Origin of the sequence: Candidatus Latescibacter sp. (genome assembly GCA_030692375.1) — a bacterium.
GTDB lineage: Bacteria > Latescibacterota > Latescibacteria > Latescibacterales > Latescibacteraceae > JAUYCD01.
Genome location: JAUYCD010000085.1, coordinates 1 through 24,063, shown reverse-complemented (window position 1 = coordinate 24,063; position 24,063 = coordinate 1). Strand labels below are relative to the sequence as shown.

Below are 24,063 nucleotides of genomic sequence, written 5' to 3'. Positions count from 1 at the left end.
GGCCCTCTCCTAATTAGGAGAGGGTGCCCGAAGGGCGGGTGAGGTTTTACGCCAATTTGAAAAATAATTGGAATTAGATCCTGAAACGAGTTCAGGATGACACGTGTCATGCCGAACTTGTTGCCGCTTCGCGGGAACGATGAAACCGTTTCGGCATCTATTTACAACAATGCGTTCGCATATTAAACCACTTTATCAACATTTATTTAAGGGAGACAAGGCATGAAAGATCTGAAAGGCAGTAAAACGGAAAAAAATATCATCACCGCTTTTGCCGGTGAATCGCAGGCTCGTAACCGGTATACCTATGCCTCCAGTCAGGCGAGAAAGGAAGGATTTGTACAGATCGCCGATATTTTCGAAGAGACCGCCAACCAGGAGAGAGAACATGCCAAACGCCTGTTCAAACTGCTCCAGGGCGGAACAGCGGAAGTTCAGGCATCTTTTCCCGCCGGGGTGATAGGGAATACCCTGGAAAATCTTAAAGCGGCTGCCGCCGGCGAACATTACGAGCATACCGAGATGTACCCGGGTTTTGCCAAAACCGCCCGTGATGAAGGATACGATGAAGCCGCTTTTGCTTTTGAGTCGATAGCGGTGGCGGAGAAGCAGCATGAAAAACGGTATCTTGATCTTGCCGATAATGTAAAAAACGGCAGGGTTTTCAAAAAGGATCGGCCGGTAGTCTGGCGCTGCCGTAACTGCGGCTATCTCTATGAAGGAATAGAGGCGCTGGCATTATGTCCTGCCTGTCTGCACGTGCAGGCGCATTTCGAGTTGCTCGGAGAAAACTGGTAACAAGTCTGTGCACCTATTCTGCAGGGGATTAAACTCATAACCTTTAATTCAGATTGAGGAAGGATTTTACCATGGCGGCAAAAATGGGTATTTATAAATGTGTGGGTTGCGGGAATATAGTGGAGGTGCTCCATGACGGAGGGGGCGACATGGTGTGCTGCGGACAGCCGATGACGCTTCTTGTCGAAAACACAACCGATGCTTCCCGTGAGAAACACGTCCCCGTTATCGAAAAAACCGGGATTGGGTATAAGATTAAGATCGGGAGCATCCCCCATCCGATGGAAGAGAAGCACTATATCGAATGGATTGAACTTATCGCGGATGGAAAATCCTACCGTCAGTTCCTTATGCCAGGCCAGCCCCCCGAGGCCGAATTCTGCGTTGCGGCAGATCAAATCACCGCCCGGGAATTGTGCAACATCCACGGTTTATGGAAAGCATGACGGGAGGAGCTGTATGAAGAAATACCTATGTGAGGTATGCGGTTATATATATGATCCGGCGGTGGGTGATGAAGAAAATGGAGTACCGGCAGGAACTGAGTTTGAGAATATTCCTGATGCATGGGTATGTCCTGTGTGCGGATCCGGGAAAGACACTTTTTCCCCTGTTGATTAAATACATAAAAGTATGAATGATGAAAAGAAGTCTGAACCATGATAAAGATTCAAGGATTGTCTTGATGAATCACAACAAATCAGGTCAATCATGGAATCATTCGAATCATGGTTCAGATATTTTTTTTGTGCCAAGGAACTAATCGTGGATAATAGTTAAAATGAGGGATAGCAAGGGAAGTTATTTTTATTGACTTTCCCTGATCCGAAATATATATTTTTAGTCTAAAATTTTGTGGGGCAATGATCCTATGGTAAACCGACGTGATATAATAATCGGTATCTCGCTGCTCGGCGCGCTTTTGGTTATTTTCCTGTTTGTCATGGCGCTGATTTCTGCCATGACCTTGCAGGATATACATGTATCCAAAAAAAGTGTGGCGATAATCGAAATTACCGGCGTGATCATAAGTCCCTCCTCGGTTGTGGAGAGACTGGAAAGGTATATCCGTAACGATAACATACCGGCTATTGTATTACGGTTGAATACTCCCGGCGGAGGAGTAGCTCCCACTCAGGAAATTTACGATACGGTGCTCAAAGCCCGGCAGAAGGGAAAGAAAATCATCGGCTCGATGGGGACTGTAGCAGCCAGCGGCGGGTACTACATAGCCTCAGCCTGCGATTCGATCATGGCCAATCCGGGAACTATTACAGGAAGCATAGGAGTCATCGCCGATTTTGTGGAATTTTCCAATCTGTTAAAAAAACTTGGAATTGATATTACAGTAGTAAAATCCGGAAAGTACAAAGATATAGGTTCTATTTCCCGGCCTATGAGCGAAGAAGAAAAAGAGCTGATTTCCGGCGTAATCATGGATACTTATGACCAGTTTGTACAGGCGGTTTCCAAAGGCCGCCGTATGGATGTTGAAACGGTAAAGAAGTATGCCGACGGCCGGATTTTTACCGGCAGGCAGGCAAAAAACCTGGGTTTCATTGATAAACTGGGAACCTACCAGGATGCAATTGATATGGCTGGACGGATTACCGGAATCGGGGCAAATCCTCCGGTGGTAAAAGAAGATAAAGAGCTGTTCTGGGATATAATAACGAAAGGGATGTCCAAAATACTATTTAAAAGTATGGAATTAAGTTTACCACACGTTTCTTATCTCATGATGCAATAACGATCATGGTAATGATACTCCCATGATGATATTGCTCCGGTTATTGCATAAGTTCTTTTACAAAAAGTCGGCAGGAAAATAAGAGATTTCAAGATTCCCGCTGAGAAAAGCCAGAAAGGAGTGCGGAATGACCAAGGCAGACGTCATTGCAAGAGTAGCTTCTCAGACCGGATTAACCAAGACTGATGTGCGGGCAGTAGTCGAGGGTTTTCTGGATTCGGTAAAATATTCCCTTAAAAAAGACGATCCCCTTGAAATCAGAGGATTTGGAACTTTTTATATCATCAGCCGCGCTCCCAGAACAGCGAGAAATCCCCGTACGGGCGCTGAAGTTAAAATTCCGGCGCGCCGGATGCCGGTATTCAAACCATCCCGTGAAATGAAAAAGGAAATACTATAAATAATATGTTAGATACCGAGTAAAGAAAGGAGACTGCTGTGCCTTGTGGTAGAAAACGGAAACGCCATAAAATTGCAACTCATAAAAGGAAAAAACGTTTGAGAAAAGATAGACACAAGAAAAAAGGCAAATAATACACAGTAGTATCCTTGTCTTTCTTGTTATAAGGGCAATTAGCTCAGATGGATAGAGCGTTAGCCTCCGGAGCTAAAGGCCGAGCGTTCGAATCGCTCATTGCCCACCATTGTGTTTCGAAGCTGAAAAGGTCGGGGTGTAGCGCAGTCCGGTAGCGCACCAGGATGGGGGCCTGGGTGTCGCTGGTTCAAATCCAGTCACCCCGACCAAACACTATATCCCCTGTAGAGCAGATCTCGTTTATCTGCTCTTTTGGTTTATAAGGAACTCACGCAGTGAGAAAATTTATTCTTTTAACCAACGATGACGGTATAACCGCGCCCGGAATTCAGATTCTCCGTGAAACGGTCGCCAGGGTCTGGGATTGTGTTTCTGTCGCCCCTGACCGTGAGCAGAGCGCTCAGAGTCATGCGCTGACCTTGACACGGCCTCTTCGTGTTGAAGAGATAAGCGAAGGTATGATGTCGGTTGACGGGACACCCACGGACTGTGTTATGTTGGCTCTTCGGGGTCTTTTGGACCGCCGTCCCGACCTGGTGATTTCCGGGATAAACAGCGGCGCCAACCTGGGCGATGATGTCATATATTCCGGAACCGTGGCAGGAGCTGCCGAGGCCACCATCCTGGGAGTGCCGGCGATTGCAGTTTCAATGGTGGAGCCGGACCGGACCGATATCTCTTTGGCCGCAGAGATTGCTCTCAAAGTGGCTGGTACGGTGATGGAGAAATCACTCCCCGGGGGAGTTTTTCTCAATGTGAACATTCCTCCGGAATGGACAGGGAAACAATTCGAAATCACCTGCCTCGGCACGCGTTCGTATAGGGATGTGATAACGCGCAAGCTCGACCCCCGCGGCAGGCCATACTATTGGATCGGCGGGCAGATGGAGGCATGGAAGGGAACCGGAAAATCGGATTTCGCCGCCATAAGCCGTGGAAATGTTTCCGTTACTCCCCTGCATCTGGATATGACCGCTCCCCACGTTATCAAGGAAATGGAGTCCTGGAGCTTTGAATAGAGATTCTTCCGGCACGGCAGATTATGAGATTGCCAGAACCCGTATGGTCAAAGAACAAGTGATACAGCGGGGAATTACGGATGAGGGAGTGCTCAAAGCCATGCGTGTTATTCCCCGGCATCTTTTTGTCGACCAGGCGTTTCTGCCCAGGGCATACAGCGATCACCCCCTTCCCATCGGATACGATCAGACCATTTCCCAGCCCTACATCGTCGCGCTCATGACCAGCGAGCTTGATCTGACCGGCAAAGAGCGCGTTCTGGAAATCGGGACAGGTTCGGGCTATCAGGCGGCAATCCTTGCAGTTATGGGGTGTACGGTCTATACTGTTGAGAGAATACCTGAGCTTTCCGGGCGGGCGGCTGAAGTTATTCGAAATCTCGGATTTAAAAACGTTTTCTTCAAGGTGGGCGACGGAAGTCTCGGCTGGAAGGAGCAATCGTCGTTTGACCGTATCATAGTGACCGCCGGAGCTCCGGCTGTGCCTGATGTGCTGCTGGAGCAGCTTGCTTCCAGTGGCAGGATAGTTATTCCGGTAGGTAATAAATCCACCCAGCAGCTTCTCATCATAACAAAATATGAAAAGACCATTGAAAAGCGGTTTGCGGCCGGATGTACCTTTGTTCCGCTGGTTGGCGAATTAGGATGGGGTGATGTTTAAAAAAAATATCCTGCGAAATCTGTATGACTGGGTTTTGCACTGGAGCGAAACGAAATATGGATTACCCGCTCTTTTTTTTATTGCATTTATCGAATCATCGGTTTTCCCGATTCCGCCTGATGTTCTCCTTATTGCCCTGGCTTTCGGTGCGCCTACCAAAGCTTTCCGGTTTGCCCTGGCCTGTACTTTCGGTTCGGTCATGGGCGGAATGTTCGGATATTTCATCGGGATGGCGTTTTATGATGTGATCGGCATACGAATTCTGGAATTTTACGGTTTCCTCGACAAATTCGGAATGATAAAAGACTTATACGATAAATACGATATCTGGATTGTTGCCATTGCCGGTTTCACCCCGATACCCTACAAGGTTTTCACCATCGCTTCGGGAGTGTTCGGCATGAACTTTCCGGAATTCGTGCTCGTTTCTTTCTTCTCACGGGGGGCGCGGTTCTTTATCGTGGCGGCCCTCATCCGGAAGTTCGGGCCGCCGATAAAAAAATTCATCGACAAATATTTTGATATGATTTCCATCGCATTTGTTGTTATATTAGTTCTCGGTTTCGTTTTAGTGAAACTGTTATTTTGACCGTTCGGGGTGTAGCGCAGCCCGGCTAGCGCGCCTGCTTCGGGAGCAGGAAGCCGACAGTTCAAATCTGTCCACCCCGACCAAATTATACAGAATCGCTCTTCAGCCAGATATTGGCTGCCTTCGGCTCTTTTTGCCTCGGTATCAGGGTAATGGCATCTTTCGGGCATGCCGCCCTGCATACGCCGCATCCGAAACACCGGCCTGGATCGATATAGACTTTGGAAAGGGCGGACGAATAGAATTCAGCGCCGAACTGGCATTGCTTCATACATGATTTACATCCGGTACAGAGATTCCAATCAATCTTGCAGATGTATTCCGCCCGGAAAAAAATGGGGAGACCGTTCAGCTCAATATACCCTTTGTATGCCATGCAATCACGGTCGCAATTACACAAGCCGATGACATAAGGGGTTACTCCTGTCCAGATACTGTGTATAAGCCCTTCTTTGTCGTATTTACGAAAGATTTTTTTCGCCTCTTTTTTTTCAAGCACCTCGAGTGACGCAGATGCATCCGGGAATGTACCCAGTATACCCCATTTGTCTAGACCCAAACCGAAACAGTATCTTTTATCAGTTTTCCCTGTCGATAGAAACCTGCATCCGCAGGGCATTCTCGTGATTGAGCCCACCATATCGATTACTTCTTCCACATCCTCGATCGGCAGCACCTGGCCGAAATGGAAAACTTTCCTTCCTTCGATAATCTCATCTGCGCCTTGTTTTTCCGCAAGAAGTTCCGTTGATGGATGGAGTGCCCCCAATATTTCTTCTATTGGCTTCGGTACTCCGGTGATGGCGGGCATTACGAAATTATCGAAAAAGCGATTCATCCACACTCCACGCGAAGGCGCCCTTACCATGTCCTTTTGAGGTGAAGACAGTTCCTCATGAAGTAATTCCTTTGAATAATTCTTCATCTGAAGGTACCATTTTTTTCCCTCGCCATGTTTTGTACAAAACTCACACATTGCAGCCTCTCTTTCGGTTGACGGTGGCGACTTTCTGGCTAAGCGGTTTTCAGTAGTCACATCTTCTTCTCCATAAGGACAAGCTTATAATTGATATTGCGGTTCCGCCGGGGTAATGAGGCGCCTGCACCGGAAATACAGATGCAGGCACCCCCACTTGAACTATGTAGTGAAAACCACCTGTTGGGCTTATCCGCTTTCTTTCATTCCTGTACGGTCACCACATACCCCTCCCTGATCGGCTTTGCAGTCAAAAGGTCCTTGAACTTGTCGACCTGCGCTTTGTAGTACCCGCTCTGCTCGTTGGCGACTGCGTCCGCTTCGCTGTCCCAAACGGCGATGGAAAGCCCTTTTCCGGTCTTGAGATCGCTCAGGAGCATGATACCGCGAAAGCCTTTCTGCTTTTTAGCCTCCGGCACCACGCTTTCCTCGTAAATCTTGACCGATTCCGCCATTTTCGCGGGCTTCATCTGGGTGACGGTCACTCGGGCGAATGTGGTTTTAGTGATAGGGGGACTCATTTTGTAGCCGAGCTGCTGCCTCAGTCCCAGCCAGTCAACATAATCCCAGGTTTCGACAACTTTACCGTTTACCCACTGAAACATTTCACAACCCGAAACTTTCACTTGTTTTCCAGTGGACATATCGGTGAACTGGAATGTCCATTTCTCGGCGCTTGTATTCCCTTCCGTGATCATTGAATTGATTGTGAGTTTCATGTCAGGGTAAACGCGACGGAGTTCTACAATATGTTGTTTGTTGGCCTCTAGACCATTAATATCAGGATTGGGAGGGTTGTGCCGGACAAAATCGGCGGCTAAGACTATGTCCAATGCGTTCACTTCTCCTTTGTTGTATGCGTCCTCACAAGCACGAATGTATGCCGCCTTAAACTTCTCATTTCCTACTTTCTGCGAACCGCACCCGGCCACACAAATGAATAAGAAGGTTGTAGCGATGACTAAAAGCGCCGCGCTGAAGATGAGTTTGTTGCTTCGCATGGTACACCTCCATGAATGTTGTTGATGCTACTCCCGCCGTTTTATTGTTAACTTCTTCCTCGATGTTATTTATCAGGTATGTACGACAGTTCCGGCCGATAGGTGCCGTCCCTCCGTTCGATTTTTCTGAGTAACGTCATGGACTCCTTCCACCAGAGATTCCTTCCCTCTTCGCCTATAATTTTGAATCCTTCTTCCAGCGAAGAATAGAACTCGAATAAATTCTTTCCCCGTTCTTCGCCGATAAAGAGCGGCAAGTCCGAGCCGATTTCCACAGTGTATACGTCTTCTTGAAAGGGGGAATTTGTCTTTTTATAGAGATCAACGAATTTACTGAAGATTGCGCGCATCTCACTTTCCTTATCCAGTCGGGGATAGCAGAACACCCAGTGCCTGAAAAGCGCTTCTTCGGGCTTATAACGCGGTTTGGGGGGAGTCCATGAGAGCTCGGGCAGGTAACGAATGACAAAGTACTCATGATGCTGTATCGCCGCGTTCCTGCGCGCGATCAATTTCTGAAAATTATCGGCCCCCATTTTCTGGCCGATGTCTCCAAGCGTCTTCTTGATGCGATCGATGTCCGCATAATTCTCGATCGGCGCGAAGAAGTAGTACTGAAAATCCATCGTGCTGTATGCTTGAATTGGAAATGGAAACGAATACTTTTTGAGCGTCGCCATGAAATCCTTGATAAAGGCTTCGAGTTCGACCGTTTTTGCCGGATCGGCTGAATAGTTGTGAATGTAATAGAGCTGAGATTTCTGCGCTTCGGCGAAGAAGCTCCCGGCAAGCAGCATGATCACGGTAAGTATTATTACAATTATCCGATTCATGGCACCCTCCCTGTAGGGATAAGGCCGGGGCTGCCCGAACAAAACGAGCATCGGGCAGCCCCGGCTGTCAGAAAGTCTGGAAAAAGAAAGGGAATCGCTTTCGATTCCTTTTACTCCTGCACGGTCAGCGTATACAATTCTCTGATCGGTTTCGCCGTAAAGAGGCCTTTAAACTTATCGAGCTGCGCTTGAGAGACCCCGCTCTGTTCGTAGGAGATGACATCCGCCTCACTGTCCCAGATACCGATAGAAAGCATTTTACCTGTTTTAAAATCGCTCAGGAGATAAATCCCGCGCATTCCTTTCAACGATTTTACAGCCGGCACCACACTTTCCCTGTAAATTTTGAGTGTTTCTTCAACTTTTTCGGGCTTCACCCGGACTACGGTCACCCTGGCGAGGGTGTTCTCGGTGATCGGGGGGCTCATCTTGTAGCCGAGCTGCTGGAACATGCCTAGATAATCCCCATGATGCCAGCATTCGACCGCTTTACCGTTCACCCACTGATACATAACACAACCCGTAACTTTCACCTGTTTGCCGGTGGACGTTTCGGTAGCCTCTACTGTCCATCTTGAGGCGCTTGTATTCCCTTCCATGATCATCGAATTGGTAGTGAGTTGAAAGTCAGGGTAAACGCGACGTATTTCTACAATTGATTTTTTGTAGGCATCGAGACCTTTAATATCAGGCTCGGGAGGATTGTGACGGACAACATCAGCGGCTACTAATGTATCCAATGCATTCATTTCTCCTTTGTTGTATGCGTCCTGGGATGCTTGAATGTATGCTGCCTTCAACTTTTCATTTCCCGCCTGCTGACCGCATCCGGCAACAAAAAAGAACAAGGCGGTCGCGGCGATGACGAAGAGCGCCGCGCTGATGATGAGTTTGATGGTACGCATGGCAAACCTCCGTTGAATGTGGTTGATTCTACTCAATGACCGTTCACTGGTCGACAACAGTTATTCCGGAAATGCTTTTGTCGTGATAATGCCTAATGACACCTGCCCGATATTGCTGAAAATCTTCCATTCCCCGCCGGTTTTTTTCAGCATCCAGACACTTCGGCCTTCAAACCTGACATTCTCATTGGTCGTTTTGTCCAGCCAGGTTCCCCAATGGCGGGTCACCGCAATGGCGAAATTGTCCTTGACCTTGACAGTAGCGACTTCGTTGCCGCGTTTGATGGCTGATTTCGCGAGTTTTTCGGGATAATTTCTGAAGTACTCGGCATACGTATCGAGTTCCTTGGGAGTGGAGATGGAAACCACCCAATCCTCGGGATCGAAGTATTGCGTTACGCCGTCGAGATGTATCTTGTGCATGCAAACGTCACCACTATTATATGCGCTGAACCCGACGAAATCAGGCGTATAGCATGACTTCATCTGGTCGGGTTTGCCCTCGAGCGCCCCTTTCAGCTCTTTTTCGATAACACTTCTGACCGCTTTCTGGTCTTGTGTTTCCTGGGCATATACAACAGCGGAAAAAGCAATGCAGAGGATAATAAAGACGGAGATACAAACAGTGCGGAACATGGCTTACCTCCTTGTGTGGAAGTTCTTTCATGTCGATGAGGCGGAGGGCTTCAGTTGAGTGAGGACACGGGTTCAGTCAGCTCCATTTTCCTGTCGAACCAGGTCACCCATCATGGAGCGCTCATGGTTCTGGAAGAAACGATAAGGAATTCAGAACACAGGCCGATAAGCATCCCTCCTTTCATTTTGTTTTTTTGGGCTGCGAGGTCTTAGTATCTAATTCAAAAACTGCGGGTACTGATTTTGCGACATGATACAATAGAACAAATTATTGTCTAAATTACTAATAATCAACAATATGGATTCAATGTATATAAGATTATACGATATGACTCGTATATAATAAAATAAATTAACATAATGTCAATAACATTTTTGTAAATATTTACCTTGATAATAATATAATTATATAATTATTACATTACAGCATATTACAAGAATGGAGAGTATCGAATGGCAGGATTCCGGTGGGGGATTGTTTGTTTAAATACGATTGTATTCATTCGGGGCAAGGAGGCCGACAGTTCAAAATTGTTCACTCCTACCAAGATTCAACTCATAACAGTCAACCCCGATTAAAAAACAGTAGGAATCTTCGCTCAGTTTCACTCAATCTTTGCGCCTCTTGCTTTCCCCACAGCCCGCGACAGAATCGCGATCGAAAGAATCAGGCCGAACGTTATCGCGAGACAGGTCAGTCCCAATGCCTGCGAAACAGGCTGGGCGGCTGCTGTATTTACTGCCGCAGTCGCAGCACCCTTTTGATACACCGGTATGATCCAGGTGAAAACGTAGGCCTGCAAACAGGTCATGACACCGACAACCGTAGTCAGAATAATGGAGTGTTTGATGGTGAAGCGGAAAATATCGCCTTCATGCCCGACAAGGCCGACTGCGGCGGTTGCCACAGCGAGAGATTGCGGCGAAATCATCTTTCCGCATACCCCGCCGATGCTGTTGGCGGTGACGGTAACCACCGGGTCGACGCCGATCTGCGTGGCGGTAACCTCCTGCAGTTTCCCGAAGAGGGCGTTGGAAGAAGTGTCGGAGCCGGTCATGAACACGCCGAGCCAGCCCAGGAAGGCCGCAAAGAACGGGAACAGCACCCCGGTGGTGGCAAAGGCGTTGCCAAGGGTGATCGCCATCCCCGAGTAGTTCATGATATAGGCAAATCCCAGAATCGATGCCATGGTCACCATCGGCCACCGCATGCATTTGACGGTGAACCAGAAAGCGCTCAATCCCTTCGCAAGGGATGCCCCCATCACCGGGATGGAAAAGAGGCCGGACAGGAGAACCGCTGTGCCTGCCGCGCTGAGGATATTGAAATTGTAGACAGCGGCCATAGCCTTGCCGTCCCGGATAACCATGGTATCCAGTCCGGGTATCGGAATTTTGATCAGGGCATAGTAGTCCAGGGCGGCTTTGATTGGTTTGATTCCCCATGCTCCTACAAATACCGTCAAAATTATAAACGGCGCCCATGCCCTGAAAACCTGGCCGCCGGTATACAGGAGCGCTGCTCTTCCGTTGGCGTCCGGTTCGTGATCGAAAGTCCAGCTTTGTTTGGGATGCCAGAACCTCAGGAAGATAGTAAGGCAGAGTATGGACACTATCGATGAAATAATGTCCGGAAGCAGGGGGCCCAGGTAATTGGAGGTGTAACACTGCGACAGTGCAAAAGAGCCGCCGCTCACCAACGCCGCCGGCCATACTTCGATTCCTTTTTTCCATCCGCTCATGAGAATTACGATATAAAAGGGAATAATGACGCTGATAAAGGGCAGCGTCCGACCTGCCATCTGGCTGATGGCAAATGTGTCAACCCCGGATACCTGTCCGGCCACGAGTATGGGGATGCCGATGGACCCGAATGCCACCGGCGCTGTGTTGGCAAGGAGGCAGATTCCGGCGGCGTAGATCGGTTTGAATCCCAACCCCATGAGCACCGCCGCGGTGATGGCCACCGGCGTTCCGAATCCGGCGCAGCCTTCTATGAAAGCGCCGAAGGAAAAAGCGATCAGCAAGGCCTGCATGCGGCGGTCATCGGTCATGGAAGCCAGGGAGTTCTTGATGATTTCGAACTGCCCGGTCTGCACCGAAAGGTTGTAGAGGAAAAGGCCGGTGATAACGATCCATACAATCGGCCAGAGACCGAACATCGCCCCGTTCAAGGTGGCAAGAAGCGACAGCTTGACCGGCATTCCGTACCCGATGATGGAGATGAGAACGGTGATGCTCACCGCGCTGAGCGCCGCCCAGTGGCCTTTCATCCGTTTATAGGCCAAAGCCCAGAAAAGATAGATGATGGAAAGGGAAGCCAGGAGTGCTGAGAGATAGATGTTTCCCAGCGGGTCGATGTTGATTGTCCAGGGCATGGTTTTTTCTCCGGAAGAAGGTCTGAACCATGATTAACATGACAGGATTTCCTTGATTAGATGCCGAAACGAGTTCGGCATGACAACTGTCACCCCTAACTTGTTGCCGCTTCGCAGGAACGATAATACCGTTTCAGGGTAATCATGGTAATCCTTTAATCCTGTTAATCAAAAGAATTCCTCGCAGCTTGCTGCGGGGTAGGATCCCCCCTGTCCTTCGGACATCCCCCCTCATTAAGGGGGGCAACCGATACCATCGGCGGTAGAATGGTTTTTCTATTTTATCCTCCTTAGTAAGGGGGATGTCACCGAAGGTGACAGGGGGATCATCTTTGGATACCTCGCAACTTGCTGCGGGGTAATTCATTCATGGTTCAGACTGTACTTTATCTTTTCATCATCTTTTATCATTTGCATCATTCGCATCAGTGGTTCAGACAATCTTTTCCCTCTTTTTCCAGCAAAACCGCCCGGCACCGTGGAACACGAGGAGTCTCCGTTACGGTAAACCCCTGTTCTCTTGCCTTGCCGACCGTACTGTCAAATTCCTTTTCTGAAACATGCCCTTTTGGTTCCGCCACTAAAAGTCTTCCCGATGGTTTCATCGCTGTGGAAAGTACCGCAAAGAGACCGGATGGATCGGGGACTTCATGGACAACCGCAAACGCCAGAGCAAAATCAATCTTCCCTGCGAGGTCGTGCAAACAAGACGCAGGCAGGTTACACAGGCGAGTCTCTATACGGGCGGCTACTCCGGCTTTCCGTGCGCGTTTTTCGAGAATCCCGAGCATTTTCTCCTGAATATCGACACATATGATTTTACCGCCCGCCCCGGCCATCCGGGCCAGAGGAATACTGAAAAAACCCATTGCGCACCCGTAATCCAGCACGGTCATCCCTTCCCTGATATAAGGGGATAAGATTGTTTGCGGATTCTGGATGAGTTTTCGCAGCGGACTGAGAAGAAAATACCCGGCCCAGACCGGGCATACATGTTCGGCCATATTATTTTCTCCAAAGCGCGCGCCAAGTCATCAGGGATTTCGCCGCCGAGTTTGGTTTGCATGGGGAGGTCCTATAAAAAACAACCTGAAAATACGCTTATGAGCGGAGCATATAAGAACTCAATAGAAATGTTAATATTATCACAATAAAGCACATAATCTAATTAGGAATTATCATAACCACTATGCGGATTCTTTTAACTATCCTATTGCAGGTATTTTAGGTTTTAGACTCGCAAGCCTTATTTGACGAATTTCATCTTTTCGTTTGTTAATAGATTTGACGAAATTATCCAAAATACCAATGTCATTCTGAATCTCTTCTATAATAGGACGATTCATATCGATTGCATTGGACTTGTCGTGACCGTACATCCACTTGGAGCATTTACTCATTTCCATATCAATTGTACGATAGTCTTCGTTGGTAACTATAACATAGCTGAGTTGATTGGTTTTTATTTGGCTGGTATGTCGAAGAATGGTTCGTTGAAACAAAACCTCCTCGATTACAGCCTCCCATGTCTCTCTTAAGAGGCCGTACAATTCACCCGCTTTTTTATTATATTGATGCAAATCGGTTTTGTAAAGAGATGGAAACTCATCAAGTAGTGTGTTGAGATAACTTATACGATTCTTAACAGACATAGCATGCCAAGGCAATCCACCCATACTATTTCCAGGTAAGTTCCCCATTTTTTGGATAGTTTGCAAATGTAAGCACGCTTGCAGCTCTCCGGCTTTAATATTGAGTTCTAACAGAAAAGCAATGTCGTGAGTGAAAATTAGAACCTGACGGGTTTTTGCCTCTTTGGCAAGACGCTGTGCGATCTTTTCTCTGTAAATGTGATCAAGAGAACAAACAGGATCATCAAAAACAATTGGAGATTGCGTTTTGGCTAATTGAAGTTCTGCCAGAAATACGGCTATAGCAATAACATGTTGTTCACCTTCACTTAAAATGTCAGTCAGATTTGCTTTTTGTGGATTACGACACCCCACCAATTCCATTCTATGTAGAGTCTCTCCTTTACTTCCTGTGGGTTTTAGATTAAGTTGGAGATTGCTGATTTTTAAAGCCATAAGTTCTTCTCGAAGAGCTTGCCGTAGCATAGGAGTGAGAGATTTCGATAGTATTTTCTTTCCTTTGAGAGTTATTTCCTTAGTGTCAGTTTCCGCAATACAAGCATCATATTTCCTGGCAATTTTCAATTGTTCAACATAGTCAAGAATCTCTTTCTTTTTTTTGTTAAGTAATCTTCTTGCGTCCTTCTCATTACATTCAGTCTTCATATTTGCTAAAGCAACAGGATCAGAAGTTTTTTCGATTTCTTGAGCTTCTCTCTCTAGTTCCATGGCAATTCTATCAAGATTGTCGAAAGGAATTGCATCAATATCAGGAAATGTTTGTATTTGTATATTTATGGTAGCTTGGATCATGGATAATTGCCTGTTGATGGCCTGTTTAAGGTACTCTTTCAATTGGTTTGCAAATTGCGGAACACGGTTGTGTATCTCATCTAAAATATCTTTATATTCGTCAGAGGTCGGGATGATAATTGATTCAATTCCTTTTTTTAAGCTGCCCAATATTTCGTGAGCAACTTCAACATCTCTCTTGGTGGTTGTCTCCATAAATATTTTAAATCGGAGCATGCGCTTTTTTGCATCCTCTAATAATGGTTGCATACATAACACACAAAGGCTGTTTTCTTCCAAAACGGGAAATTCTTGATCTTGATATGCTTTTTCAATGGAATAAGACTTTGCGGCATTAAATAATTTTTGCCAAGCACCTTCTCCTGCACCGTGGAGCGGTTCGTTGGCAAGTGATTCCTGGGAGGCTATGGATAGAGCTTTCTCTGATGCTGTAAGGTTTTCGATTGCTATTTGTAATTCCTGTTCTTTGTTTTCCGAAAGACCAGTATCAACTGCGATAATTATTTCTTGTAGTTTGTCAACTCGTTTTTTTAGATTTCGAATCCTCTGTGCCAACTGTTGTGGATCATGAACCTCTGCGTCAGATACGCGCTTTTTGAGTTCTATCAAATATTTTTCATCATTATCAAGCCAATTGGTATATCTATCAATATCATCAGTAGATGTTGTGTTGGATAGTCCTGCGATCCATTTACTGGCATAGGTAGAGTCTGGGATATCTAAATATTCTAACTTTTTGGGTTTTGGTTTGGAGACTTCCAATTCTCGGCGGACATCCTGTAAAAGGGATGCCAAAGCCTCGAAAACGTGGGCTCCATATGGTAGATAAGTAATCTCGTTACTCTCATTGACGATTACACGTGCACATTTCGAATCAAAAACACAAATATTGGATAATACTGGATTAGGATCCTGACCATACTCCCAATCGATTTTTTGATCAGGCCCATTGTCAATTGATACTTTTATACAAGCTTTTGCTTGACCAGGACTAGAAATTGTGAAAGCATTTGGAAGTATACTTTCCTTGCTATCGCGAGCACTGCAGGCTCTCTTTAGAACACGGGCATATCCCGACTTACCGGAGCCGTTTTCACCATATATTACGGATAATCCTTCGTGACCGAATTTAAGGATTGATCCATTTGGAATTGCGTTCACATTGCAATCAATTCTCATTGCCTTAAGGGTAACTGTTGAATGGGTTTGGGGGACGCCTGAAACATGCCCCTTCTTAAGTGGCTGAGGTTTTGGTGCTGGATTTTCTGGATCGCCGAGACTATGACGTTCTTTCAGCATAGCCATGATTTGAAGCTTGTCAGATTCGCCCACCTCATCTTGGGTCAGAAAGCGCCGTGCAGCATCACTTTGCCATGCTATTAAATCTTTTTCAGCCCATTCAACTATTGATTCCAGTGTTGACATGTGGTTGCTCATATATTACGGTTTTAGATAGTTTTACCAAATAGGGGCTACTACCTCAAATTGCCGTGTTCTATACAAGACACTAACGATAGAGACTTATAAAAAGCTCGAAACAATTGTGTATCAAATAATTTCTATTGAATAATATTGAAAGTATGAACTGTACTTTTCTGAAAAATATGTATTCTATAATAATACATATGTGAGCCTATCGCAGAATTTTCTATAATCGCAAATGTTTTCCATTAATGCTCAAAATACAGCCCGCTTCCTTGTCAAGTCAAGCCTGCATTTCCCTTCCAAACAGATTTCTTTCTGCAACGATACTTTCCTTTTATAGAGTGCGGCGCTGAACGCGGTTCGCCATCTGTTTTTGGATGAAAATAATAGTTGATTATGCAGAATTCACACCGTAACTTTGAGCACAATATCCAAAAAAATCGGTCGGCGCGCCTGAAAAACATAAATACCGGGTGAAGACAAATTGTCGAACCTTATTTTTTTCCCCCCACTTTAATTTCTCTCTCATCGGTTTGTACATGGAAAAACATCGAGGCGATTTCTTTTACGGATGGATCATTCTGGCGGTCGGCGTCGGCGTCGTATTCGCGGCGCTGGGGCTGGCCCGGTTCGGATATACGCTCGTTCTGCCCTCCATGCAGCGCGGGCTGGACATTGCCAATACCCAGGCAGGCGCGCTGGTTACCGCCAACCTCGTCGGGTACCTGCTGCTTTCCATTATCGGAGGGGCGCTCGCCACACGGTTCGGTCCGAGGATGGTAATTTCCGCCGGGCTGGCGCTGGCGGGATTAGGGATGCTCATGACCGGTTTTGCGCAGGGCTTTCTCATGGTTGCTTTCTGGCGGGGGCTGACCGGAGTGGGAAGCGGCGCCAGCAATGTTCCGGTCATGGGGCTGCTCTCTTCCTGGTTCAGCAAAAGAAAGCGCGGTTTCGCCGCCGGTAATCTCTTCATGCTCATCGGCTGGCTGAGTCTTTTCTGCGGGGTTATCTGGGGGAGTGTCTCGGACCGGCTCGGACGGTAATATACACTGGCTATCGTGTATGTGCTCCAGGCAGCCGCGTTCGGTCTTTTCGCGCTCTGGACTGAGCCGCCCGGATTTTTACTGTCCGCAGTGCTCTTCGGGCTGACTGCATGGAGCATCCCGGCAATCATGGCGGCGGCGTGCGGCGATGTGTTAGGAGCAATCGCCGATACGACAGGATCATTCGATCCGGCTTTTCTCCTTGCCGGAATCGTTGCCCTTCTCGGAGCGGCCGGATCGCTTTTCCTGAAAACGTAAAATTGTGGCCAAAGTGAAGTGGGGATGATTCCCCGAACTTTTGTACATGACGACATATTTTATTGCGTTTCTTTTCAAAATAGATGCCGAAACGGTTTCACCGTTCCCGAGAAACGGCAACGGTTTCACCGTTCCCGAGAAACGGCAACAAGTTCGGCATGACACGTGTCATCCTGAACTCGTTTCAGGATCTAAACACTCAAAACATGCGCAATTATTTATGTCGTCATGAATAATTATTCGGCCAGTTTGATCTTGAAAGGCACTTTGAGTTCCTCCCAGCGAAGGAATGCCGTCGCCGAATTTGCCGTCAGGTCATCAAATCCGAACATCAGCCATTCCTCAAAAGGCGCCTTAACCGGGGTGACTGTCACACGGAGTGCGTCTTCATCCTGGTTATAGGAATAACTCCCCCATGCGGTGCTGTTTTTGCTGAAAACGATGACCCATGTTGTTTTTGAGGGTATTATATGGATGCCGTACTTGCCCGCAGACAGTTTTTGTCCCTCAATTAAAATGTCCTTATTGAACGAGATAATGGTGTTTTCGTTTGCGCCGGCACGCCAGGGGAATGGTTTATCCTTCGATGATTTGTTCCCAGGCGCCAAACCGTAAGGAACCAGATCGCCCCAGATTTTTCTTCCCTTGACACCGGGCCGGCTGTAATCAATGGTAATATCCGTGTCCGCTCCCAGCCTCTGGGTCACACTTGCTTTCAAACTTACACGGGGTTTCCCGGCCTGGGAAAAAGTTGTTGTCGGCATACTCACTAAACAGAAGATTGCGGCAAGACCAAAAATGAGATACAGGTATTTCATGGCTCACTCCTTTTGTGAAAAGTGTTTTAGTGTTTGTGCTGCCATTCCGCTCTGCATTACTTATGCATCACCGCAATGGCGTTAGCCTCGATAAGCTGCTCCTTGCCATAAAGATTATCCACCGAAACAAACGTCATGGCATGTTGCGCGTTGGGGAAGAACTCCTTGATCACCTTGGCGGCGTTATCAAATTTTGCCACATTCTTTTCTGCTTTCTCATCGACAAAGCTCTGGAGAAACACAACATCGTCCATCGTGGCGCCGTAATGGTCGAGGACCTTGCGGATGTTATCGAGCACCGTTTTAAGCTGATCCTCGAAGGGTTTCCCGGTTTCGAGGTCTCTTTTGGGCATCCCTTTTTCGTCGAGATCGGTATCGTAGGGCTGCTGCCCGGATATGAAAATAAAGTTTCCCACTTTCACCCCCTGGGCGTGAGACCACTCCTTTTCCAGCGCCCCGCCGAACCCGAATTTTTCCGGCGCGAATGATTTCAGAAATTCCGCCTGCTCCTTTTTCGCCTCCTCACGGGCGATCTTCCGCATGACTGCCTCATTGTTCCCGCAGCCGCTCGAAAGAAAAGCGGCAAATATTCCGAACAGTATCGTGAAGAGAACAGGGTCTTTCCTCATGGGAATAAACCTCCTCCTGTATAAGGTGAAATGAGTTATTGCTCCGGTGATTAAAGAGTGACATCGGATGACGTCATGCCGAACTTGTTTCGGCATCTATTCCAAATATTGGTATCAATAATTATTCGCCGGAGCAATAAATGAATCGTTTGGGAACATGAATTATCAGGAGTTTCAGGTATATGGCAGAGAAGATATCGAATCATACCTTCTGCCGTCGTGCTCTTTTCAATCTCTTTCTCCTGAGCCGCCGGTCTTTCAATCTCAGGTTGAATAAAATGAAACGATTGATTGTCCGTTTTATCAATCCGTCTTCATCGTTGGTCAGATATCGGTATACACCAATGCCGACCACACTGGCCCCCAGAAAAGCCACGATAAGATCGGCCATCGTATCATTAAACCCTGATTTTTGCATATTGAAACCGAATAGCTGATCCATCAGAAACTCGAATATTTCCCAGAGCGTCGCTGCCGCGAGAGAAAATGTAACACTGAAGAGAGAGACTAACGCGGGATTGGCGGTTACCCGGCTGGTAAAGAGAAAAAAGTAAATAATGACAAATCCAACCATACCGATCAGGATTCCCGATGAGGTATGGAGCAGGAGGTCCCACCACCAGATGCGGTTGTAATAATTTGCAAATTCTCCCAATACAAAGTGAGCAAAAATAAATATGGTCAGGAGCAGATCAACTTCCACCGGAAGGGTAATGCGAAATGTTCGTTCGATAATTGCGGGAAGAGAGCTGAACACAAAAATCAAAAGTCCAGTAAATGCAAGAAAGAAATTGAATCTAATGAAACACACCATTATTGTAAATACCATGACCGCTTTCAGCAGATAGGATAAAGTCAGTTGAATTTTGTCCGGGCTGCTGAGGGCAGGAGGTTTCTTTAGAGAACTTTGCATGCATTCAACGCCTTTAAAATATTTTTTTCGCCATGGATGCGATGTTCTTTCCCAGTTTCATCGCCCGTTCACGGTCGATGTCGGAAGTCGGCGCTTTCTGTGAAACGGCGCCGAAGATAGCAGCGAAATATGTTGATAAAAAATATAAGGGAGAATACCCGTTAGAAGCAATCTATTTCAGTTTAAACACAGCGATAGATTTCATACACAATGCTTATTATTGATAAAGAATATCATGGAGGAGGGGGCTAATACTTGTGCAGGTTGGAGAAAAACCCTTCAATTTCCGGTTTCAACTCCGAGTGTTACCACAGCGCGACGGAGGGAATTAATCGTGGTAGCCGCCCCATAAAAGGCGGAATTGGCCGCTTTGAGAATCTTGGCGGTCAGGGGAGGGTCGCGGAGGATGATTTCAGCGAGATCGTTGGCGCTTGATTTCGAGTCGTAGATAGTTAATATGAGCATATTTCTTGCCAAATACAAAACCATACTGCTATATTTTACACTCCGGCTTCGGACAATACATGGAATTCCCCGGAGGACATGCTCATAAAGATCAGGTAAAAAGCATATCTTGCCGGTTACCATTCTTTCCAAAGGCGCAAAATGAAGCGGAATAACTCAAATCATTTAACGACTCCTGTGCGTACTCGTCAAAGAGCGCTTCTCAGGCTGCTTTCCATCCTGTTCATCATCATTCTGGGAGTGATGGTGTATTCCAACAGCTTCCACTGTTCATTTCAACTTGATGATATATATAACGAGAACCCGGTTTATCATTCCATAGATAATCCTAAAGCCTTATGGGAATTCAATCCCCGGCGTTTCGTTTCCAATTATACGCTGGCAATGAATTACCATTTCAATAAACAGGATGTCTTCGACTATCACCTGGTCAACCTCCTTATCCATCTGGGAGTATCGTTAACAGTCTGGTGGCTGGTTATCCTTATTCTCTCGACTCCGGTCATGGAGAGGGTGAAAATCAGCCGTTACAGGGAACTCGCGGCTCTCGGCTGCGGGTTACTCTTTGTATCGCATCCGATTCAAACCCAGGCGGTTACCTACATCGTTCAGAGGATGGCTTCTCTGGCCACTTTGTTTTATTTGACTTCGTTGTCTTTTTATTTGAAAGCCAGGCTTTCAAAAGAAAAAAATACCAGGAGACTTTGGTTTGCCGGTTCCGCTGTTGTGGGAGTACTGGGCTTTCTCACCAAAGAGACAGTTTTCACCCTGCCCTTTGCACTCCTCCTTTTCGAGTATGGTTTTTTCCACCCGAAAATAAACCTGCGTGCGATTATGACCAGAAAGGCGCTGTTTTACATCATCCCGTCAGTTGCCGTCGCCCTCACCGTTCCTTTTCTTTTATCTCTCGATCAGAAATCTCTTTTTAGTCCGGTCATGTCGGCGCGGATGCAGGATCCGCCTTTGACCAGCTGGATTTATCTCATGACCGAGTTCCGGGTGGTGGCAACCTATTTGAGGCTTCTTATTATTCCGGTACATCAGAATGTCGATTATGATTTTCCGGCTTCCCAGAGTTTTTTTGAACCGACTACTTTCCTCAGTTTTATCCTCCTGGCCGGGATTCTGGTGTTAGCTTTTTGGATATTCCCCCGCAGGCGTCTTGTTTCCGTAGGAATATTCTGGTTTTTCCTCTCTCTTTCAGTGGAATCAAGCATCAAACCGATCCAGGATGTGATATTCGAACACCGGCTCTATCTGCCCATGTTCGGTTTTTGTCTGGTGGCGATCAGTGTATTCCATACATTTTTATGGGAACGGTACGCCAAAGCAGCCGCAGTTGCTTTCCTGGTGCTGATAAGTATAAATTCTTATTTGACTTACCAGAGAAATACAGTATGGGAAAATGAATACACCCTGTGGAGCGATACGGTAAAAAAATCTCCGAACAAGGCGCGGCCGCATAATAATCTCGGAGTTTATTATCAAATTCATGGAAAAATTGAAGAAGCAAAAAACGAATATTTGAAAACTTTGAGCATTGAACCAAAGAATATCGATGCTCTCAACGACCTGGGAAACATACTCGCGGAAGAAGGAAATATCGCTGATGCAAAGTCATTATTTCTTAGAGCAATGAGTCTGGATTCCATCTATTCGGTCACCCATGATAATCTCGGGAATCTCCTGTTGAAGGAAGGGAATATTAAAGAGGCCAAGGCTCAGTTTACCCTTGCCCTTGAAGCGGAACCTGAGAGCATGATCAGCTATATAAACCTCGGGAATGCCTGCATAGCGGAAGGAAATTTTGAAGAAGCCAGGAAACAGTTTAATCAAGTTCTCCGCATCGATTCTACGAACAACACTGCATATTATAATCTGGGATTTATTCTTTTTCAGCAGAAAAGGCTGGAAGAAGCCAGGCAGCAGTTTCTCCTGGCTGTACACTATGATCCCAAAGATGTACAGTCAATGAATTACATCGGGAACATTTTTTTTGAACAGGGGAAAATTGCTGATGCAATCCAATGGTATACCAGGGTTCTGCAGATTTATCCGGAGAACGATAAGGCCCGGTATAACCTTGAAAGCGCCAGATCCCGTATCGGGAAATGATTTTTTACACACATCTGACATTGATAAGAAAAATTGAACAAAACGGTTATTTTTTCGTATTATAGAGAGTACTTTTCAGGAAGCATCCGAAACTGGAACTTAAAGAATCCAATTTATTTCATTTATAAACAAGAGGCATACGATGATAAAACAGGTAAGAATTCTCATTTGTTATGCGATTATTTTGATGGCTTTTCCCATTTATGTCTTCACGGAACATATTGATCCCGTAACACTTGATGTGATACCGGACCCTGAGGATGCTCTTTATAACAGGGCTCCCGATGTTCTTCCCTGGATTTTGCCGGAGATGAAAACTAAGGCTTATTGGATTAAACGGATGAAAAATCCCGATGAGATAATTCTCAGTGCAGACCAAATCGAAAAAATGAATAAGAATTACCAGATGAGAATCAACTCCCAGGATCCTTTTAAAGGTGTTCCTGTAGAGAGAATCCCGAAAATAATTCAATGGTGGCCTGGATTTTCTCTGAGATCCACCAACCTTCATAGTCTGAGCCCAAATGCGGCAGCAGATACGGTAAAGGCAAGAATAAGTGCTGAAATCAAATACCTGAGAAGCCAGGTTTATGCAAACAATCTTGCGATACCTTACAGTTCCGGACAAATTAACGATTTCGAAAATGAAATGGCTTTCGGCAAGATAAAAAACAGCATAAATGTCCGTGATGGAATAACTGTTCGCCCCGCACGCCTCAGAAATATTCCCTCAATGCCCGAACAGCCCGGAAACACTCAGTCAGGGAAAATGCGCTGGGATTTATGGAATATCGGGATTGAAAAAATTGGTAAACCGGTGATGGTTCTTCATTTTTCGCTATCCGGCGAGTATATGTTCGTGTTCTGTGAGGAGGGATATGGCTGGCTCAGATGCGAGGATGTGGCATTCGTTGATAAAAATATAATCGATGAATATGTAAATGCCCGTGATTATGTGGTTGCTACAGCGGACAGGGTGCCGTTTTACAGCGATGAAAGCTGTATCTGTGCCTCGGGATGGTTCGGAATGGGCACCCGGCTTCCTCTTGTTTCAAAAAGTAATCACCGTATGATAAAAGTGCCTGTAAGGAAATTGAACGGACAGTTTACGACCGAAACTGCATGGCTTAAAGAAAATAACGATGTTCATGTGGGATTTTTACCCTATACCCGCAGAAATATTGTTGAGACAGCGTTTAAACTTCTCGATAAACCTTACGACTGGAGCGGCGCATGGTTCGGCCGCCAGCATGAAACGACATATAGGGACATATTTGCCTGTTTCGGATTCAACCTGCCTAACAACGGCAGCCTGTTTACATTTTTTAATGATAATAACACAACAATTCTGCATCCGAAAATGGGTAAGGAATACTACTATAAAAATATTCTTAAAAATGAACCGTTTGTTTCCATTCAAAGCTGCGGAGGCCATTGCCAGCTTCTTCTCGGCGATTATAAAGGCGAACCTATTGTGTTTGACCAGCACGGTTACGGTTACCAGGACGAAAAAGGAAAATGGCTGGAAGTCAGAAGATGTAATATTGGAGACCTGAGATTACCCCGATATTTTCTTACAAGAGATGTTACATTTCTAGAATTGAAATAATATTATTCGCTTATCGAGTTAACTCCGCATAGGTAATAGTGGAGGTATTCAGACAAGCAGTTAAGAGTCTGTCAGTAATCAGTAATTCATTGAATCGCCGGTTAAAGCGATAACAAAATTCATTCAGGTAACATTGAAGATGTTTGTGGCTTACACCATGATAGGTACCCCGGATAAAGCTTTTGGCATTTCCGATAAGGATATGTACCCACGGGAGTTTATCCATAGCCTCATGTGGTTTTACAGTTTCTCCAAGATGATGA

Annotated in this window: 25 protein-coding genes and 3 tRNA genes; 15 read left to right on the top strand and 13 right to left on the bottom strand. The window is 46.3% G+C overall.

Annotation, left to right across the window (positions count from 1 at the left end; genetic code table 11):
• Positions 1-222: 222 nt before the first annotated feature.
• From Q8O92_05390 to Q8O92_05340, 11 genes are all read left to right on the top strand, one after another.
• Complete coding sequence (locus Q8O92_05390) at positions 223-798, top strand: rubrerythrin family protein (GenBank protein MDP2982744.1); 576 nt, start codon at positions 223-225, stop codon at positions 796-798.
• 71 nt (positions 799-869) lie between these two features.
• A complete protein-coding gene (locus Q8O92_05385; protein MDP2982743.1) occupies positions 870-1,244 on the top strand; it encodes a desulfoferrodoxin in 375 nt (124 codons plus the stop codon).
• A gap of 13 nt (positions 1,245-1,257) precedes the next feature.
• Positions 1,258-1,419 (top strand): rubredoxin, encoded by a 162-nt coding sequence (locus Q8O92_05380; GenBank protein ID MDP2982742.1) that lies wholly within the window; start codon positions 1,258-1,260, stop codon positions 1,417-1,419.
• Positions 1,420-1,669: 250 nt separating this feature from the next.
• A complete protein-coding gene (gene sppA, locus Q8O92_05375) occupies positions 1,670-2,548 on the top strand; it encodes a signal peptide peptidase SppA (protein MDP2982741.1) in 879 nt (292 codons plus the stop codon).
• A 127-nt stretch (positions 2,549-2,675) separates the two neighbouring features.
• Positions 2,676-2,948: an HU family DNA-binding protein gene (locus Q8O92_05370; GenBank protein MDP2982740.1), complete on the top strand. Its 273-nt coding sequence runs from the start codon at positions 2,676-2,678 to the stop codon at positions 2,946-2,948.
• A gap of 167 nt (positions 2,949-3,115) precedes the next feature.
• A tRNA-Arg gene (locus tag Q8O92_05365) sits at positions 3,116-3,192 on the top strand.
• A 23-nt stretch (positions 3,193-3,215) separates the two neighbouring features.
• Positions 3,216-3,292 (top strand) — tRNA-Pro (locus tag Q8O92_05360).
• A gap of 66 nt (positions 3,293-3,358) precedes the next feature.
• Positions 3,359-4,102, top strand: coding sequence for a 5'/3'-nucleotidase SurE (gene surE / locus Q8O92_05355; protein MDP2982739.1), 744 nt, complete (start codon positions 3,359-3,361; stop codon positions 4,100-4,102).
• 43 nt (positions 4,103-4,145) lie between these two features.
• The gene (locus Q8O92_05350) at positions 4,146-4,763 is read left to right on the top strand and encodes a protein-L-isoaspartate(D-aspartate) O-methyltransferase (protein ID MDP2982738.1); all 618 of its coding nucleotides are present in this window, start codon (positions 4,146-4,148) and stop codon (positions 4,761-4,763) included.
• Entirely contained in the window at positions 4,756-5,352 is a 597-nt protein-coding gene (locus Q8O92_05345) for a YqaA family protein (protein MDP2982737.1), read from the top strand. The genes Q8O92_05350 and Q8O92_05345 overlap by 8 nt, the downstream gene beginning before the upstream one ends.
• A gap of 5 nt (positions 5,353-5,357) precedes the next feature.
• A tRNA-Pro gene (locus Q8O92_05340) sits at positions 5,358-5,435 on the top strand.
• A gap of 2 nt (positions 5,436-5,437) precedes the next feature.
• Here Q8O92_05340 and Q8O92_05335 read toward each other — a convergent pair.
• The 8 genes from Q8O92_05335 to Q8O92_05300 all read right to left on the bottom strand — a co-directional run bounded on the left by Q8O92_05335 (position 5,438) and on the right by Q8O92_05300 (position 15,950).
• Positions 5,438-6,328, bottom strand: a complete 891-nt coding sequence (locus Q8O92_05335; GenBank protein MDP2982736.1) for a 4Fe-4S binding protein — start codon at positions 6,326-6,328, stop codon at positions 5,438-5,440.
• A 203-nt stretch (positions 6,329-6,531) separates the two neighbouring features.
• The gene (locus Q8O92_05330; protein ID MDP2982735.1) at positions 6,532-7,329 is read right to left on the bottom strand and encodes an ester cyclase; all 798 of its coding nucleotides are present in this window, start codon (positions 7,327-7,329) and stop codon (positions 6,532-6,534) included.
• Positions 7,330-7,394: 65 nt separating this feature from the next.
• Positions 7,395-8,162, bottom strand: coding sequence for a hypothetical protein (locus Q8O92_05325; protein MDP2982734.1), 768 nt, complete (start codon positions 8,160-8,162; stop codon positions 7,395-7,397).
• A 110-nt stretch (positions 8,163-8,272) separates the two neighbouring features.
• Complete coding sequence (locus tag Q8O92_05320; GenBank protein MDP2982733.1) at positions 8,273-9,067, bottom strand: ester cyclase; 795 nt, start codon at positions 9,065-9,067, stop codon at positions 8,273-8,275.
• A 60-nt stretch (positions 9,068-9,127) separates the two neighbouring features.
• Entirely contained in the window at positions 9,128-9,703 is a 576-nt protein-coding gene (locus Q8O92_05315; GenBank protein ID MDP2982732.1) for a nuclear transport factor 2 family protein, read from the bottom strand.
• A 605-nt stretch (positions 9,704-10,308) separates the two neighbouring features.
• Entirely contained in the window at positions 10,309-12,081 is a 1,773-nt protein-coding gene (locus Q8O92_05310; protein MDP2982731.1) for a lactate permease LctP family transporter, read from the bottom strand.
• Positions 12,082-12,506: 425 nt separating this feature from the next.
• Positions 12,507-13,085, bottom strand: coding sequence for a methyltransferase domain-containing protein (locus Q8O92_05305; protein MDP2982730.1), 579 nt, complete (start codon positions 13,083-13,085; stop codon positions 12,507-12,509).
• Positions 13,086-13,286: 201 nt separating this feature from the next.
• On the bottom strand, positions 13,287-15,950 hold the full coding sequence (locus Q8O92_05300; protein ID MDP2982729.1) for an AAA family ATPase: 2,664 nt from the start codon (positions 15,948-15,950) through the stop codon (positions 13,287-13,289).
• A 539-nt stretch (positions 15,951-16,489) separates the two neighbouring features.
• Between Q8O92_05300 and Q8O92_05295 the strand changes: the two genes are divergently transcribed.
• Both Q8O92_05295 and Q8O92_05290 read left to right on the top strand, forming a co-directional pair.
• The gene (locus Q8O92_05295; GenBank protein MDP2982728.1) at positions 16,490-16,993 is read left to right on the top strand and encodes an MFS transporter; all 504 of its coding nucleotides are present in this window, start codon (positions 16,490-16,492) and stop codon (positions 16,991-16,993) included.
• A gap of 21 nt (positions 16,994-17,014) precedes the next feature.
• Positions 17,015-17,251, top strand: coding sequence for a hypothetical protein (locus Q8O92_05290; GenBank protein ID MDP2982727.1), 237 nt, complete (start codon positions 17,015-17,017; stop codon positions 17,249-17,251).
• Positions 17,252-17,487: 236 nt separating this feature from the next.
• On the opposite strand, the gene Q8O92_05285 is transcribed toward Q8O92_05290, so the two are convergent.
• From Q8O92_05285 to Q8O92_05270, 4 genes are all read right to left on the bottom strand, one after another.
• Positions 17,488-18,069, bottom strand: coding sequence for a DUF2911 domain-containing protein (locus Q8O92_05285; protein ID MDP2982726.1), 582 nt, complete (start codon positions 18,067-18,069; stop codon positions 17,488-17,490).
• A 56-nt stretch (positions 18,070-18,125) separates the two neighbouring features.
• The gene (locus Q8O92_05280; protein MDP2982725.1) at positions 18,126-18,698 is read right to left on the bottom strand and encodes a RidA family protein; all 573 of its coding nucleotides are present in this window, start codon (positions 18,696-18,698) and stop codon (positions 18,126-18,128) included.
• Between the two features lie 202 nt (positions 18,699-18,900).
• Positions 18,901-19,611: a hypothetical protein gene (locus Q8O92_05275; protein ID MDP2982724.1), complete on the bottom strand. Its 711-nt coding sequence runs from the start codon at positions 19,609-19,611 to the stop codon at positions 18,901-18,903.
• 279 nt (positions 19,612-19,890) lie between these two features.
• Positions 19,891-20,076, bottom strand: a complete 186-nt coding sequence (locus Q8O92_05270; GenBank protein MDP2982723.1) for an HDOD domain-containing protein — start codon at positions 20,074-20,076, stop codon at positions 19,891-19,893.
• Positions 20,077-20,253: 177 nt separating this feature from the next.
• Between Q8O92_05270 and Q8O92_05265 the strand changes: the two genes are divergently transcribed.
• A complete protein-coding gene (locus tag Q8O92_05265) occupies positions 20,254-22,191 on the top strand; it encodes a tetratricopeptide repeat protein (GenBank protein ID MDP2982722.1) in 1,938 nt (645 codons plus the stop codon).
• A 142-nt stretch (positions 22,192-22,333) separates the two neighbouring features.
• Positions 22,334-23,800, top strand: a complete 1,467-nt coding sequence (locus tag Q8O92_05260) for an SH3 domain-containing protein (protein MDP2982721.1) — start codon at positions 22,334-22,336, stop codon at positions 23,798-23,800.
• Between the two features lie 10 nt (positions 23,801-23,810).
• On the opposite strand, the gene Q8O92_05255 is transcribed toward Q8O92_05260, so the two are convergent.
• Positions 23,811-24,063, bottom strand: a 253-nt coding sequence (locus Q8O92_05255) for a transposase (GenBank protein ID MDP2982720.1), incomplete at its 5' end; no start/stop codon positions are given.

Excerpts from the sequence above, each read along its gene's own strand:
- Q8O92_05305 (MDP2982730.1), bottom strand. The coding sequence starts at position 13,085 with ATGGCCGAACATGTATGCCCGGTCTGGGCCGGGTATTTTCTTCTCAGT.
- Q8O92_05385 (MDP2982743.1), top strand. The coding sequence starts at position 870 with ATGGCGGCAAAAATGGGTATTTATAAATGTGTGGGTTGCGGGAATATA.
- Q8O92_05295 (MDP2982728.1), top strand. The coding sequence starts at position 16,490 with ATGGAAAAACATCGAGGCGATTTCTTTTACGGATGGATCATTCTGGCG.
- Q8O92_05350 (MDP2982738.1), top strand. The coding sequence starts at position 4,146 with ATGGTCAAAGAACAAGTGATACAGCGGGGAATTACGGATGAGGGAGTG.
- Q8O92_05380 (MDP2982742.1), top strand. The coding sequence starts at position 1,258 with ATGAAGAAATACCTATGTGAGGTATGCGGTTATATATATGATCCGGCG.
- Q8O92_05325 (MDP2982734.1), bottom strand. The coding sequence starts at position 8,162 with ATGAATCGGATAATTGTAATAATACTTACCGTGATCATGCTGCTTGCC.
- Q8O92_05370 (MDP2982740.1), top strand. The coding sequence starts at position 2,676 with ATGACCAAGGCAGACGTCATTGCAAGAGTAGCTTCTCAGACCGGATTA.
- Q8O92_05270 (MDP2982723.1), bottom strand. The coding sequence starts at position 20,076 with ATGCTCATATTAACTATCTACGACTCGAAATCAAGCGCCAACGATCTC.
- sppA (MDP2982741.1), top strand. The coding sequence starts at position 1,670 with ATGGTAAACCGACGTGATATAATAATCGGTATCTCGCTGCTCGGCGCG.
- Q8O92_05345 (MDP2982737.1), top strand. The coding sequence starts at position 4,756 with ATGTTTAAAAAAAATATCCTGCGAAATCTGTATGACTGGGTTTTGCAC.
- Q8O92_05335 (MDP2982736.1), bottom strand. The coding sequence starts at position 6,328 with ATGTGTGAGTTTTGTACAAAACATGGCGAGGGAAAAAAATGGTACCTT.
- Q8O92_05300 (MDP2982729.1), bottom strand. The coding sequence starts at position 15,950 with ATGTCAACACTGGAATCAATAGTTGAATGGGCTGAAAAAGATTTAATA.
- Q8O92_05330 (MDP2982735.1), bottom strand. The coding sequence starts at position 7,329 with ATGCGAAGCAACAAACTCATCTTCAGCGCGGCGCTTTTAGTCATCGCT.
- Q8O92_05320 (MDP2982733.1), bottom strand. The coding sequence starts at position 9,067 with ATGCGTACCATCAAACTCATCATCAGCGCGGCGCTCTTCGTCATCGCC.
- Q8O92_05260 (MDP2982721.1), top strand. The coding sequence starts at position 22,334 with ATGATAAAACAGGTAAGAATTCTCATTTGTTATGCGATTATTTTGATG.
- Q8O92_05285 (MDP2982726.1), bottom strand. The coding sequence starts at position 18,069 with ATGAAATACCTGTATCTCATTTTTGGTCTTGCCGCAATCTTCTGTTTA.
- Q8O92_05280 (MDP2982725.1), bottom strand. The coding sequence starts at position 18,698 with ATGAGGAAAGACCCTGTTCTCTTCACGATACTGTTCGGAATATTTGCC.
- Q8O92_05390 (MDP2982744.1), top strand. The coding sequence starts at position 223 with ATGAAAGATCTGAAAGGCAGTAAAACGGAAAAAAATATCATCACCGCT.
- Q8O92_05275 (MDP2982724.1), bottom strand. The coding sequence starts at position 19,611 with ATGCAAAGTTCTCTAAAGAAACCTCCTGCCCTCAGCAGCCCGGACAAA.
- Q8O92_05315 (MDP2982732.1), bottom strand. The coding sequence starts at position 9,703 with ATGTTCCGCACTGTTTGTATCTCCGTCTTTATTATCCTCTGCATTGCT.
- Q8O92_05310 (MDP2982731.1), bottom strand. The coding sequence starts at position 12,081 with ATGCCCTGGACAATCAACATCGACCCGCTGGGAAACATCTATCTCTCA.